The organism is Curtobacterium sp. KBS0715 (genome assembly GCF_005938005.2).
In the GTDB taxonomy this organism is placed as follows: domain Bacteria; phylum Actinomycetota; class Actinomycetes; order Actinomycetales; family Microbacteriaceae; genus Curtobacterium; species Curtobacterium flaccumfaciens.
Genome location: NZ_VCCA02000001.1, coordinates 1,068,117 through 1,081,994 on the forward strand (window position 1 = coordinate 1,068,117; position 13,878 = coordinate 1,081,994).

The 13,878-nt window shown below is 68.6% G+C and carries 11 protein-coding genes; 5 read left to right on the forward strand and 6 right to left on the reverse strand.

Annotation, left to right across the window (positions count from 1 at the left end; translation table 11 throughout):
* Window positions 1-4 precede the first annotated feature (4 nt).
* From FFG40_RS05265 to FFG40_RS17225, 4 genes are all read right to left on the reverse strand, one after another.
* Window positions 5-532: a serine acetyltransferase gene (locus FFG40_RS05265; protein ID WP_138802482.1), complete on the reverse strand. Its 528-nt coding sequence runs from the start codon at window positions 530-532 to the stop codon at window positions 5-7.
* Window positions 533-615: 83 nt separating this feature from the next.
* A complete protein-coding gene (locus FFG40_RS05270) occupies window positions 616-1,050 on the reverse strand; it encodes a DUF3060 domain-containing protein (protein WP_138802483.1) in 435 nt (144 codons plus the stop codon).
* Window positions 1,047-2,522: a polysaccharide biosynthesis tyrosine autokinase gene (locus FFG40_RS05275; protein ID WP_185974096.1), complete on the reverse strand. Its 1,476-nt coding sequence runs from the start codon at window positions 2,520-2,522 to the stop codon at window positions 1,047-1,049. Before FFG40_RS05275 ends, FFG40_RS05270 begins: the two co-directional genes overlap by 4 nt.
* Window positions 2,523-2,635: 113 nt before the next feature.
* Window positions 2,636-5,152 carry an Ig-like domain-containing protein gene (locus FFG40_RS17225; protein WP_221935157.1) on the reverse strand — a complete coding sequence of 839 codons (2,517 nt, stop codon included), beginning with the start codon at window positions 5,150-5,152 and terminating at the stop codon, window positions 2,636-2,638.
* Window positions 5,153-5,413: 261 nt separating this feature from the next.
* Here FFG40_RS17225 and dnaK point away from each other — a divergent pair, with 261 nt between their 5' ends.
* The 4 genes from dnaK (at window position 5,414) to FFG40_RS05300 (ending at window position 9,524) form a co-directional block, all read left to right on the forward strand.
* On the forward strand, window positions 5,414-7,279 hold the full coding sequence (gene dnaK / locus FFG40_RS05285) for a molecular chaperone DnaK (RefSeq protein ID WP_138802486.1): 1,866 nt from the start codon (window positions 5,414-5,416) through the stop codon (window positions 7,277-7,279).
* A 2-nt stretch (window positions 7,280-7,281) separates the two neighbouring features.
* A complete protein-coding gene (locus FFG40_RS05290) occupies window positions 7,282-7,941 on the forward strand; it encodes a nucleotide exchange factor GrpE (protein WP_081827213.1) in 660 nt (219 codons plus the stop codon).
* Between the two features lie 41 nt (window positions 7,942-7,982).
* Window positions 7,983-8,987: a DnaJ C-terminal domain-containing protein gene (locus FFG40_RS05295; RefSeq protein ID WP_138802487.1), complete on the forward strand. Its 1,005-nt coding sequence runs from the start codon at window positions 7,983-7,985 to the stop codon at window positions 8,985-8,987.
* A 126-nt stretch (window positions 8,988-9,113) separates the two neighbouring features.
* Window positions 9,114-9,524 (forward strand): heat shock protein transcriptional repressor HspR, encoded by a 411-nt coding sequence (locus FFG40_RS05300; protein WP_138803435.1) that lies wholly within the window; start codon window positions 9,114-9,116, stop codon window positions 9,522-9,524.
* A 75-nt stretch (window positions 9,525-9,599) separates the two neighbouring features.
* On the opposite strand, the gene FFG40_RS05305 is transcribed toward FFG40_RS05300, so the two are convergent.
* Window positions 9,600-11,696, reverse strand: coding sequence for a hypothetical protein (locus FFG40_RS05305; RefSeq protein WP_138802488.1), 2,097 nt, complete (start codon window positions 11,694-11,696; stop codon window positions 9,600-9,602).
* 121 nt (window positions 11,697-11,817) lie between these two features.
* Between FFG40_RS05305 and FFG40_RS05310 the strand changes: the two genes are divergently transcribed.
* Window positions 11,818-12,963, forward strand: coding sequence for a class I SAM-dependent methyltransferase (locus tag FFG40_RS05310; RefSeq protein ID WP_138802489.1), 1,146 nt, complete (start codon window positions 11,818-11,820; stop codon window positions 12,961-12,963).
* Window positions 12,964-13,018: 55 nt separating this feature from the next.
* On the opposite strand, the gene FFG40_RS05315 is transcribed toward FFG40_RS05310, so the two are convergent.
* Window positions 13,019-13,849: an aldo/keto reductase gene (locus FFG40_RS05315; protein ID WP_138802490.1), complete on the reverse strand. Its 831-nt coding sequence runs from the start codon at window positions 13,847-13,849 to the stop codon at window positions 13,019-13,021.
* Window positions 13,850-13,878: the final 29 nt, after the last annotated feature.

A 13,878-nucleotide genomic window follows, 5' to 3' on the forward strand; every position in this document is an offset into this window, starting at 1 on the left:
CCGATTACGGCCGGGTCTGCGTGATGACCCGAGCGGGGTTGCCGACGGCGACGCCGCCCTCGGGGACGTCGCACAACACGATCGCGCCGGCCCCGATCCGGGCTCCAGCGCCGATCTCGATGTCGCCGAGGATCTGCGCGCCGGCGCCGACGTCGACACGCGGGCCGAGCCGCGGTACCCCGGGGGTCGACTCACCTGACCGACGAACGCCGATCGTGACGTTGTGCCGGAGGGTGCTCGCCGGACCGATTGCTGCGGCCTCGTGGACCACGAGTCCACGGCAGTGCGGCAGGGCCAGCCCAGGGCCGATCTGGGTGTTGAGCGGGATCTCGGCGCCGAGCACCGTCGTCGACACCACCCGGTAGGCGATGCGGAGCGGACTCGCCAGGAGGCGTGGTGCCGCGGGTAGCGCCTGCGTTGCCCGTGCGACACGGAACAGCCAGAGCAGTGTGCGGGCCGAGCGGCCGACGTTCGCCGCTCGGTCCTCCCTGATCTCGGACTGCAGGGTGCGCAGTGACTCGATGTAGCTCATGGTGCCTCCGTCCGAACGTTCAGGTCACGTGCAACGGCACTGATCGGGAGCAGGCGTCCTGCCCCGATCAGTGCCGCGTCTCGTCAGCGTGCAGCGATCGTGTTGTCCTGGCCGAGGTCTTGGACCTCGGCCTCACCGGAGTACTTCACGGTGTTGTCGGACCCGGGCACCGTGATGCTCTTCGCGCTCTTGACGTCGATCGTGGCACCGCTCGCTTCGATGAGGAGGTCCTCGACGGCGCCGAGCGTGATCGTCGACCCGTCCTTCGCGGCGCCGAGCACGGAGACGTGCGTGCAGTCGCCCACGGTGAGCGGCTTCTCGGCCGTTGCATCGGAGGCGTCGATCGTCGCGAGACCGTCGATGCACTCGTTGTAGACGGTCTCGTTGGCGGCGCTCGTCTTCGTCGGGGAGGGGGTCGGAGACGAGGTCTTGTCCGGGGTTGCACCACCGCTGCAGCCGGTGAGTGCGGCAGCCAGGGCGGCGCCGAGGGCGACGGTGGCGACGGTCTTGCGCTTCATGGGGTTCTCTTTCTGTCAGAGGTAGGGCGGTCAGTGGGCAGCTCGCGGGTTCGCCGACCCTGCTTGGGGGTGCTGGGGGCGCTGGGGGCTGCGTTCTCAGCTGCGTAGTAGGTGTCGTAGGCGCCACGGTCCTTCGTGGGGACCATCGTCATGACGACCCCCAGCGTCTTGCTGCCGATGCTCCGGAGGGCATCGAGCGCCGAGGCGAGCTGCTTCTGCGTCACGCGGCGGACGGAGGAGATCACGACGGCGCCGCCGGTGAGGCGACTGAGGACGGCCGCGTCAGTGACCGGCAGCAGTGGCGGTGCGTCGAAGATGACGAAGTCGAACTCGGTGGTCAGTTGGTCGATCAGGGCGAGCATCGCGTTGCTCCCGAGGAGCTCGCTCGGGTTGGGCGGGATCTGACCCGCAGGCAGGACGGAGAGGCTGCCGCGTCCCCACGGGATCGTCACGTCTTCGAGCTCGGTCCTGCCGATGAGGAGGTCGGAGAGTCCGACTGCCCCCTCGATGCCCATGAGCTCGGCGATGCGAGGACGCCGGAGGTCGGCGTCCACCAGGACGACGCGGGAGCCGCTCTCCGCCATGGTGATCGCGAGGTTCGCGGCGGTGGTCGACTTGCCCTCGGACGGGATGGCCGAGGTGATGGTGAAGCTCCGCCGCTGCGCATCGGTCTCCACGAACTGGATGTTCGTCCGGAGGGAGCGGAAGGACTCCGCGCGCGGATTCCGCGGATCGGAGTGGACCACGAGCGGGTTCGTCGTCGCTGCGGCGTCGAACCCGATCGCCCCGAGGACCGGCACCGAGGTGACCCGGACAACGTCCTCTTGTGTTCGTACCTTGGAGTCGAGTGTCTGTCGGACGAGCGCTCCACCGACGCCCAGCGCGAGTCCGAACGCGAGTCCCAGTGCGACGTACTTCACGAGGTCTGGTGAGCTCGGTGCTTCGGGGACGAGCGGCGGCTGCACGGTCTCGATCCGGACGAGTGAAGCGCCACCGTCGGTCGGCTTCTCGAGGTTCTCGGTGACCACGTGCGCGAAGCTGGCGATGACGGCCGCGGCGACGCGGGCTGCTTCCTTCGGGTCGTCTTCGGTCACCGAGATGTCCAGCAGCACACTGTCGACCGTGGCGGTGGATGTCACGTGCTGCGCGAGCTCGGTCGCCGTGGTGTCCAACCGGAGCTCGTCGATCACGGGTTGCAGCACGCTGGCGCTCCGCACGACCTGCACGTAGGAGTTCACCTTCTGCTGTGCCGCGTTGTTGCCCTGCGCCAGGTCGCTCACGTCCGGGGCGCCTGGCTGCACCGACACGAAGACCTGACCGGTCGAGCGGTACTGAGGGGTGCTGACGACAGCGATGAGCGCACCGACGCCGCCCCCGGCGACGGTCGCCACCAGGAGCACGACCAGCGAGCGGCGGATGATGCGGAGAAAGTCGGCGAGCGTCATCGTGCTCCAGTTCGGGTTGATGTGCACTATTAGTATATCACATGACATGGCAAGAGCGGCGACTCGATGGAGTCGCCGCTCTTGTGGTTCCGGCTGCGTCAGCTGACGGGGGTCAGCTGGACGTGGTCAGTCGCCGGCGGTCAGTTGGCGGGGGTGAGGTGGACGCCGGCGATGCGGGTGGGCTCTCCGCCGACGGGCTGCTGGACGAGGGTGAGGTCGTAGGTGATCCCGGGGGCGAAGGAGCGTCGGATGTCCCAGTGGCCGTTGTCGTCGACCTCGGTCGTGAAGATCTCGTTGTTGTTCCAGGCCGGAGCAATCGCGGTGATCGTCGCGCCACGGGTGCCGGTGCCGGTGAAGGACACGGGAACCCCGGCCTCGAAGGTCGAGTCCATCGTGGGCGTGGTCAGCGTGAACGGACGGTCGATGCCGGTGGCTTCGAGTGTGAAGGTGTTCGACAGCGACGTGGTGCCGTCGGCGCGGAGCTGCGTTGCGGTCAGTTCGTAGGTCGCTGAGGGGCCGTAGTTGCGGACGATGTTCCACTCGCCGTTGGCGTTGGCCGTGGCCGTGCCGTAGACGGTGTTGTTCCACTGGAAGCGGAGCTCGATCGTGGCGTACGGGGTGGCGGTGCCGGTGACCCGGGTCGCCTCGCCGGGCGTGTAGGCGTGGTCAGCTGGCCCCGTGATCACGACCTCCTGGTTCGTGATGCCCTCGGGGTCGAGGGCGAACATGGCGGAAGCCGAGGTGGTGGTGTCGAAGCGGGTCTGCGTCGCGGTCAGTTCGTACTTCGCGGACGGGCCGAAGCCACGGGTGATCGACCAGTTGCCGTTGATGTCTGCCTTGGCCGTGCCGTAGACGGTGTCGTTCCACTGGAAGCGGAGCGCGACCGTGGCGTACGGGGTCGCGGTGCCACTGATCGTGGTCGCGCTGTCGGGCCGGTAGGTGTGGCTGGTCGGCTCGGTGATGACGACGTCGCGCGCGGTCTGGGCGCCGTTGGGGGTGACCGTGATCGTGTCGGAGGTGGTCAGGTTGCCCTTGGAACGCTGCTGCGCGGTGAGGGTCTTCGCGGTGTTCGAGGGTTCGAGTTCGACCTCCGCGCTGAAGGTGCCGTCAGCCTCGACCGTGGTCGTGACCGGCTTGGCGCCGCCGGTGATGGTGACCGTGGTGTTCGCCTGGCCGGAGCCCGTGACGGTGACGTTGCCGGGGGTGACCGTCGAGGAGGCCGGGTCGTCGAGCGTGACTGCGGCGCCGTACTCCGCGGTCGTCTCAGCGGTCTGGATGCCGTCGATGCCGGACTGCTCGATGCGGATCTTCTGGTCGCCCGCGCCGATGGGATCGATCGTGGTCGTCCAGGTGCCGTTGTTCACCACGGCGGTGCCGATGGCGGTGGTGGAGTCGCCGGCGTAGAGGGTGATCGTGGCGCCGTCGACACCGGTGCCCGACACGGTGGCCTTCTGGGTGACGTCATCCGAGAACGTGACCGTGCCCGTCGGCGCCGCAACACTCGCGGTGGCGGTGGTGGTGGTCTTGCCCTCGGCCAGGAAATCACCCTTGCTGCTGGTGCCCGTCATGGAGAAGTCCATGGCGCTCGGCCCCTCGGGAGCTTCATCGCCCGTGGTGACATCGATCATGAAGCGGTACTGCTGGTCGGCCGGACGCTCGCTGGCCCAGTCCGCGTCGAACGTCAGGGTCGTGTTGTCGTTCGACAGACGGCCGTTGGTGAGCGGGATCGACGTGGAGGCGTTCCACGCGGTGTTGCCGACGCGCCGCCAGGAGCCCTGGACGGCGTCCTGCTCGGAGAAGGTCGCACCATCCGGGGCCGTCAGCACGACGGTGCCCTTGGTGCCGGTACGCGCTTCCCGGTTCTCGACGACGAACGGGACCTGGGTGGTCTCGCCGCGCTCGAGTTCGACGGGACCCTGGTCGACGCCGACGAGCGTGCCGCCCTCGACGATCGTCGCGGTGACGGTCTTCTCGTCGACCCGCGCGTTGTTGAACCGCTGCGTGGCGACGAGGGAGTTGGCTCCGACGGAGAGCCCCTCGACGGTCATCGACCAGTTGCCACTCGAGTTGACGTTGGCGACCTTGCTGCCGATCGTCACCGTGCCGTTCGGAGTCGCCGTGCCCGACACCTCCGCGGTCTTCGCGATGTTGTTCACCTTCGACACCTGCGCCGTCATCGGGGAGGTGGCCTGCCCGGGACGAGTGACCTGAATGGGAACCAAGTCGGACATCTCCATGTTGAATCCTGCTGAACCTGGGATTTCCGCCTGCGTGTACGCGTAGACAGTCTTCGTTTCACCGCGGGCCCATGAGACAAATTGAATTGGTCGGCCGGCGACCCCTGAGTTAAACGAGGACCCCTTCGTCAGGAAGATCCCGACCGAGTACCTGCCGCCCGAGTAATCGTTCGTGTACTGCGCGGTTCCCGAGATCGTGAACGAGTTGTCGTCGACGCTCGTCACCCGGACACCCGTCGGCGGCAATGCGTACCTCGCGTTGATCCCGATGGAGCTCTTCGTGTGCTTGTCGGATGGCGCAGAGTCGGTTGCCGCTACTGCAGCAGGGCCGAAGGACAGGCCGGACACGATGGTGGCTGCGACCAGACCGGCCGCACCCATGGACTTGAGGGCAGCCGATGCCCTCTTCTTGTGAGACATGTGCATCTTTCGGGACAGGCCGCAGACAGCGGCTGTGCGGGAAGGGGCACGCCCGTCTACAGACTCTGACGGCGTGTGTATTCAGAATATCACGTGAAATACCAACATACGAACCTGCTAGCGGATTGCCGTTCGGCTGGGAGTTGAGTGGGTTCGGCGCAGGTTTTCTCTCCCAGAAGTTGACTCTGGGCGACTCAGGAGTAGGGTTGAGCCCATCGGACGCAAGTCCATCGACTTACCCCCAAGCAAGAGGAGCAACACATGGGACGTGCAGTAGGCATCGACCTCGGAACCACCAACTCCGTCGTCTCCGTTCTCGAAGGTGGCGAGCCCACCGTCATCGCCAACGCCGAAGGCATGCGCACGACGCCGTCGATCGTGGCGTTCACGAAGGACGGCGAGGTCCTGGTCGGCGAGACCGCGAAGCGCCAGGCCGTGACGAACGTCGACCGCACCATCGCCAGCGTGAAGCGCCACATCGGCACCGACTGGACGACGGACATCGACGGCAAGAAGTACACGCCGCAGGAGATCTCGGCCCGCACCCTCGGCAAGCTCAAGCGCGACGCCGAGCAGTACCTCGGCGAAGACGTCACGGACGCGGTCATCACCGTCCCGGCGTACTTCAACGATGCCGAGCGCCAGGCCACGAAGGACGCCGGTGAGATCGCCGGCCTCAACGTCCTCCGCATCATCAACGAGCCGACCGCGGCCGCCCTGGCCTACGGCCTCGACAAGGGCAAGGAAGACGAGCTCATCCTGGTCTTCGACCTCGGTGGCGGCACGTTCGACGTCTCCCTGCTCGAGGTGGGCAAGGACGACGACTTCTCGACGATCCAGGTCCGCGCGACCTCCGGTGACAACCGCCTCGGTGGCGACGACTGGGACCAGCGCATCGTCGACTACCTGGTCAAAAAGTTCAAGGACGAGCACGGCGTCGACCTGTCCACGGACAAGATCGCCAAGCAGCGCCTGAAGGAAGCGGCTGAGCAGGCCAAGAAGGAGCTGTCGTCGCAGATGTCGGCGAACATCCAGCTCCCGTACCTGACTCTGACGGCCGAGGGCCCGCTGAACCTGGACGAGACCATCTCGCGCGCACAGTTCGAGCAGATGACCTCCGACCTGCTCGACCGCACCAAGAAGCCGTTCAACGACGTCATCAAGGAAGCCGGTGTCTCGGTCAACGACATCGCCCACGTGGTGCTCGTCGGTGGCTCGACCCGCATGCCCGCCGTGGCCGAGGTCGTCAAGTCGCTGACCGGTGGCAAGTCCCCGAACCAGGGCGTCAACCCGGACGAGGTCGTCGCCGTCGGCGCCGCACTGCAGGCCGGTGTCCTGAAGGGCGAGCGCAAGGACGTCCTGCTCATCGACGTCACGCCGCTGTCGCTCGGCATCGAGACCAAGGGCGGCCTGATGACGAAGCTCATCGACCGCAACACCGCGATCCCGACCAAGCGGAGCGAGACCTTCACGACCGCTGACGACAACCAGCCGTCGGTCGCCATCCAGGTCTTCCAGGGCGAGCGCGAGTTCACCCGCGACAACAAGCCGCTCGGCACCTTCGAGCTCACCGGCATCGCACCGGCTCCCCGTGGCGTCCCGCAGGTCGAGGTCACCTTCGACATCGACGCCAACGGCATCGTGCACGTGTCCGCGAAGGACAAGGGCACCGGCAAGGAGCAGTCGATGGTCATCTCCGGCGGCTCGTCGCTGCCGAAGGAGGACATCGAGCGCATGGTCCGCGAGGCCGAGGAGCACGCTGCCGAGGACAAGGCTCGTCGCGAGGCCAACGAGCGTCGCAACCAGGCCGAGCAGCTCGTCTACTCGATCGAGAAGCTGATCAAGGAGAACGACGAGAAGCTCCCCGCCGACGTCAAGTCCGAGGTGCAGGCCGACGTCGACGCGCTCAAGTCCGCACTCGCGGGCGAGGACGACGACGCCGTGAAGTCCGCCTTCGACAAGCTCAACGAGTCGCAGGGCAAGCTCGGCCAGGCCATCTACAGCCAGCAGGACGCAGCAGCCGGCACCGCCGGTGGCGAGCAGCCCGCGGGTGAGCAGCCGGCCGACGACGAGGACATCGTCGACGCCGAGGTCGTGGACGACGAGGACGACAAGGACAAGAAGTAACGATGACGGATCCCAAGGACAACGTGCCGAACGAGGAAGAACCCCAGGTCGAGGGCGACGCCACGAACGCGGCCGAGCCCGAGGACCTCATCGAGGCGGAGGGGCCCGACGTCGAAGTACCGACGGACGGCCCCGCCGCCGGGGGCCCGGCGGCGGACGCTGCGAACGACCTCTCCCCGGAGGACGAGGCGCTGCTCGCCGACGCAGCCCGCGGCATCGCCGAGGACAAGCTGAGCACCGAGGACCGCGACCTCGTCGCCGAGATGCGTGCGGACATGCTCCGTGCGCAGGCCGAGCTGGTGAACTTCCGGAAGCGCGTCGAGCGTGACCGTGAGGCCAACCGCGAGGTCGCCATCGCCGAAGTGGTGCGGGCACTGCTGCCGGCGCTCGACGACCTCACCAGGGCCGAGGCCCACGGTGACCTCGCCGAGGGCCCGATGCAGGTCATCGGCCAGAAGATCCGCGGGGGCTTCGAGAAGTTCAAGCTCGTGCAGATCGGCGAGAAGGGCGAGGCGTTCGACCCGAACATCCACGAGGCGATCGTCCAGCTCCCCACCCCGGGTGCCACCGGACAGACCGTCGCGGACGTCGTCGAGCCGGGCTACAAGCTCGGTGAGCGGGTCCTCCGCGCGGCCAAGGTCGCGGTGGCGGTCCCGGCCTGAGCCGGGTCCCCACGGTGACGACAGAAGAAGGCAGGTGATCCATGGCCAGTCAGGATTGGTTCGACAAGGACTTCTACAAGGTCCTCGGCGTGTCCAAGGACGCCTCCGACGCCGAGCTGAAGAAGACGTACCGCAAGCTCGCGCGGCAGTTCCACCCGGACTCCAACCCGGGTGACGCCGCCGCCGAGAACCGCTTCAAGGAGATCAGCGAGGCGTACTCGGTGCTCTCCGACAAGGAGCAGCGCCAGGAGTACGACCAGGTCCGTGCCATGGGCTCCGGCGCTCGCTTCACGGCGGGCGGCGGGGGCCAGGGCGGGTTCGAGGACGTCTTCGGCGGGATGTTCGGACAGCAGGGCGGTGGCGGACAGCGCGTCCGCTTCGGCCAGGGCGGCCCCGGCGGTGCCGGCGGTTTCGAGGACATCCTCGGCGGGATGTTCGGAGGAGGTGGTGGCTTCGGCCAGACCTCCGGCGGCTACCGCGGCTTCGGTGGGCCGACGAAGGGCCGCGACGTCACGGCGTCGACGACCCTCGACTTCACGACGGCCATCGCCGGTGACACCGTCAAGCTGTCGCAGGGCAACGGTCGGCCGGTCAACGTCCGCATCCCCGCGGGTGTCGCCGACGGTCAGAAGATCCGTCTGCGCGGCCGCGGCGAGCCCTCGCCCGACGGCGGTGAGGCCGGTGACCTCGTGGTCGCCGTGTCGGTGCGGAAGCACCCGGTGTTCGAGCGCGACGGGCTCAACCTGCGCGTGGACGTCCCCGTGACGTTCACCGAGGCAGCGCTCGGCGCGACGATCGAGGTCCCGACGCTCGGCGGCTCGCCCGTGAAGCTCAAGGTCGCCCCCGGCACGCCGTCGGGTCGCGTCCTGCGCGTCAAGGGCCGCGGCGTCACGACGAAGAACGGCACGGGCGACCTGCTCGTGACCGTCCAGGTCGCGGTGCCGTCGCACCTGTCGGACAAGCAGCGCGAGGCCGTCGAGGCACTCGCGGCTGCGCTGCCCGACGAGAACCCCCGCGAGGACCTCCTCGCCAAGGCGCGCGACTAGCGTCGCGCACCGAATGCAGTAGAACCAGCCTGGAGGAACGGCGCGGCTTCCTGACGGACGCTCGCCGTTCCTCCAGGCTGGTTTTCACCCCACGCGGACGACGGAAAGGAACGCGCCATGACCGACATGGACGAGAACTCGCCCGTCTTCGCGATCGCGGTCGCGGCGGAGCTCGCCGAGATGCACCCGCAGACGCTGCGGCAGTACGACCGGCTCGGCCTCGTCGTGCCGGGTCGGACCCGGGGTGGGTCGCGGCGCTACTCGATGCGGGACGTGGTGCAGCTGCGCGAGATCGCGCGCCTCGGCTCCGAGGGAGTGTCGCTGGAGGGCATCCGGCGGGTGTTGGAGCTGGAGAACGAGAACAAGGTGCTCCGCGACCGGGTGCGGGAACTCGAGTCGGCGCTGGCCGATCAGCTCATCAACCGGCCCGGCGCACGGGTCTTCGCCGCCACCGCGAGTGGTGCGGCGATCTCGCTCAAGGCGGGGTCGCGGCCGCAGCGGAACACGCAGGTCGTGTTGTACCGCGGACCGCACTGACCGCGGCCGGAGCGTCGCTCGAACGGGGAACGCCCCGGACAGCAATGCTGTCCGGGGCGTTCGTCGTGCTGAGGGTCAGGACTTCGGGGCAAGGGGGGACTTGACCTGCTTGACGACGTCGCCGTCAGCGTCCTGACGGAACGCCGCGTCCTTGTAGTCCCAGTCGGCGAGGCTGCGCTCGATCGTCCAGACGCCGGAGGAGTTCGCCTGCGTGGTCACGTCGTAGCGGGCGTTGCTGGGGTCGAAGCCAGCCGGGTTGAAGGTCACGGTCGCGCCGGGGGTCGCCGTGCCGGTGAAGCGCTGCGGCCCCGGTGTGAACGTCCCCGACTGGTGCGAGGTGAGGGCGAGGTCACGCGGTGCGGCGTCCTCCACCTCCGGGACCAGGGGGGACTTGACCTGCTTGACGACGTCGCCGTCAGCGTCCTGACGGAACGCCGCGTCCTTGTAGTCCCAGTCGGCGAGGCTGCGCTCGATCGTCCAGACGCCGGAGGAGTTCGCCTGCGTGGTCACGTCGTAGCGGGCGTTGCTGGGGTCGAAGCCAGCCGGGTTGAAGGTCACGGTCGCGCCGGGGGTCGCCGTGCCGGTGAAGCGCTGCGGCCCCGGTGTGAACGTGCCCGACTGGTGCGAGGTGAGGGCGAGGTCACGCGATGCGGTGTCCTCGTCGGCGGCGAACGCGATGTCGCGCATGACCGAGGTGCGGCCGTCCGCGGTGGTCTGGGTGAAGGTGAGCTCGTAGCCCTTGGCACTGGTGAGGTCCGCGTCCGCCTTCCACGTGCCGACGCCGGAGCGTGAGCCGGTGACCTCGGCGCTGAACACCTGGTGGCCGTCCTGGTCCGTGGCGGTGACGGTCGCGCCGGCCTCGGCCTTGCCGGAGAACGTGCGGGCACCGGGCGCGTAGGTGTTCTCGTCCGCGAGGCCGTCGACCTGCAGGAGGCGGGGGAGCGCCACCCGCTCGGACGTCCCGGTGAAGTCGCGGCCGTCGAAGACCAGGTTGACCATGTCGAGCTGCTTGCCGGTCGCGGCGGCGGCGATCGTGTAGCTCCACACCGCATCGGCGCTGGTGGTGTGCCCGACGACGCGGTCGCCGTCGAGGATCCAGAGCCCAGGAGCGTCATCGTGCTCCCCGACCACCTGGACGCGCCCGTCCGGGTAGACGAACACGGACCGGAGGGACGGTGCGGCGGAAGTCGGGTCGATCGGCAGCTGCTCGAGCGCGACGGGCACGCGGGCCGAGGAGGTGCCGTCGGCAGTGCGTCCGACGACGTAGACCGTGGAGCCGACGCGGTCCTGCGGGAGCCGAGCGGAGTAGCCGGTCTCGCCGAGGCTGGCGTCGGCGATGGTGGAGCCGGCTTCGTCCTGCACGACGACCGAGTCGACGTCCTCAGTGACGGAACCCGCCACGACGAACGACCCGTCGAGGACGCGCCCCTTCTGCACGACCGTCGGCGCCTGCGGCGCCTCCGATGCCGCCGGCGAGAACCGCACGTCGCGGAGCTCGTTCTTCCGACCGTCGGTCGTCGTCTGCGTGAGGGTGATCACGTGGTCGGAGTCGGCGAGGTCGGCATCGGCGTTCCAGGTGCCGGTCCCGTTGCGTGCCCCGCTGACCTCGGTCGTGAACAGGGTGGCGCCCGAGGTGGTGTCCTTCGCGACGATCGTGGCACCGGCGGTCGCACTGCCGGCGAAGTGGGTGGTGCCGGGCGTGAACGTGTTCTGCTGCTGCAGTCCGTCGATCTTGATGGTGCGAGGGATCGGGGTGCGCTCGCCGCGGGTCTGGGTGCCGTCGGCGGCGGTGTGGACGCGGATCGCTTCGAGCGGTTCGTCCTTGTGGCGGTCCTGCACGACGAGGAAGAAGATGCCGGTGGTGCTCCGGTCGTACACCTGGTTGCCGCTGACGAGCCAGACGTCGTCGCCACCACCGGCTCGTCCGCCGACGATGCGGGATGACCACGGGGTGCTCCAGTCGATGGAGAAGCGCAGTGCCTCCAGCGAGGGATCGACGGGGATGGAATCGAAGTCCGGAAGAGTCTCCTGCACGGTGGAGTCCGACGACGAGGCGGCTGCGGGAGTGGCGGTGGCAGCGGTGGCGGCCGCGGGCGTCAGCAAGCCGAAGCCGAGGGAAGCGGTGAGGACGCCGCAGACGACCGCGGCGCTCCGGAACGAGGTGGATGCCATTGAGGGCTCCTTCTGGTGGGGGACTCCCAGTGTATTGACATATGAAATACACAGGCTGTTGATATCGCGAGTGCGATCACCATGCGCTTCGCTGCGGGCTGTCGCCGGGTACGCTGACGCGGTGCCAGACTTCGCCGACCTCTTCCGCCGACGCGACGACGACGCGCCCGACCTCATCGCGATCGACGGCACCGACCGCTTCCTGCTCGACGAAGCACCGCACGTGCACGGCGACGCACTCCGGCAGCCGGGCGAGGTCGCGGTGGTCGACGACCGGTACGGGGTGCTGACGCTCGGCCTCATCACGCAGTACGGGGCGAGCGACATCCGCGTCGTGCAGGACTCCCTGGTGGGGGAGCGGGCGCTCGAGGCCAACGCCGGCACGTTCGGGCTGCGCGGCTTCCACCACCCCGACTCACTCGAGGATGCCTTCCGCGACGTGCGGCTCGTGGTGCTGCGGCTGTCGAAGTCGCACGATCGGCTCGACGAGATCGCCCGCGCGGTCGCCCGGTTCGCGGCGCCGGACGTGGTGCTGCTCTGCGGCGGCAACGTGAAGTACATGCACGTGACGCAGAACGACGTGCTCCGGCGCTCGTTCGGCGAGGTCACGGCATCGCGAGGTCGTGGCAAGTCGCGACTGCTCATCGCGCAGGACCCCCTGCGCGCACAGGCGAACCGCGCCGCCACGACGAACCCCTGGCCCCGGTCGGTGCACGTCGACGACCTCGGGATGACCCTGGTCGCGCACGGCGGTGTGTTCGCCGGGACGTCGCTCGACCAGGGCACACGGGTGCTCCTCGACGCGATGGACCAGGCGGTCCCGACCGCGCGCACGATCATCGACCTGGGCAGCGGCAACGGCGTGATCGCGGCTGCGGTCGCCCGTCGGCGACCGTCGGTGCGGGTGATCGCCACCGACGTGTCCCGGATCGCGGTCGAGTCGACGCGCGCGACCGCGGAGGCCAACGGTGTGGCCGACCGGGTGACGGTGCTGCGGACCGACGCGGGCGACGAGCTCGCGGAGGGGTCCGCGCAGCTCGTGCTCTGCAACCCGCCGTTCCACGCGGACACCACGGTGACCACGGACACGGCCGAGGCGATGTTCCGGAACGCGGCCACGATCCTCCAGGCCGGCGGTGAACTGTGGTGCGTCTGGAACACGCACCTGCGCTACCGGCCGGTGCTCTCGCGCCTGGTCGGGCCGACCCGCGAGGTCGTCCGGACCCCGAAGTTCACGGTGACGGCCTCGGTCGCGACCAGCCGCTGACGGCGAGAGCCGCCCGGGCTCACCCGGACGGCTCTCGCGACGGTGCTTGGACCGATCAGGCCGGCACGTAGTCGAACGTGTCGGGGTCGGGCCCCGTGCGGTGCCCCTTGTCGAGGGCGGTGATGTCGGTCATGTCCTCGTCCGAGAGCTCGAAGTCGAAGATCGCGAAGTTCTCCTCGACGCGGGCGCGCGTGACCGACTTCGGGAACACGATGTCGCCGCGCTGGATGTGCCAGCGGAGGACGACCTGGGCCGGGGACTTGCCGACCGACGCGGCGACGCGGGTGATGGTCTCGTCGTCGAGGACGAGGCCCTGCGCGATCGGGGACCACGCCTCGGTCGCGATGCCGAGCTCACGGTTCACGGCGCGGAGGTCGTCCTGCACGAGGTACGGGTGCACCTCGATCTGGTTGACCGACGGCGGGACGTCGGTCTCGGCACGCAGGCGGTGCAGGTGGTGCGCCTGGAAGTTCGAGACACCGATGGAGCGGGCGGTGCCGGCGTGGTACAGCTCCTCGAGGGCCTTCCACGTCGGGACGAAGTCCGAGACGGTGGGCAGCGGCCAGTGGATGAGGAACAGGTCGGTGTAGCCGCCGAGCAGGTCGGCCGACTTCTTGCCGTTCTCCAGCGCTGCGGCCGGGTCGTGGAAGCCGTTGTTGAGCTTCGAGGTGACGAAGATCTCCTCGCGAGGGACGCCGGACGAAGCGATGGCTTCGCCGACCTCCTTCTCGTTGCCGTACATCTCGGCGGTGTCGATGTGGCGGTAGCCGACCTCGAGCGCGGCCAGTGTGGCGGCCTTCGTCTCGGAGGGGTCGATCTGGAAGACACCGAAGCCGAGCTGCGGGATGGTCTTGCCGTCGTTCAGGGTGATGTTCGGAACGGTCATGGTGTCATGCAACCAAACGCCCCTCAGCG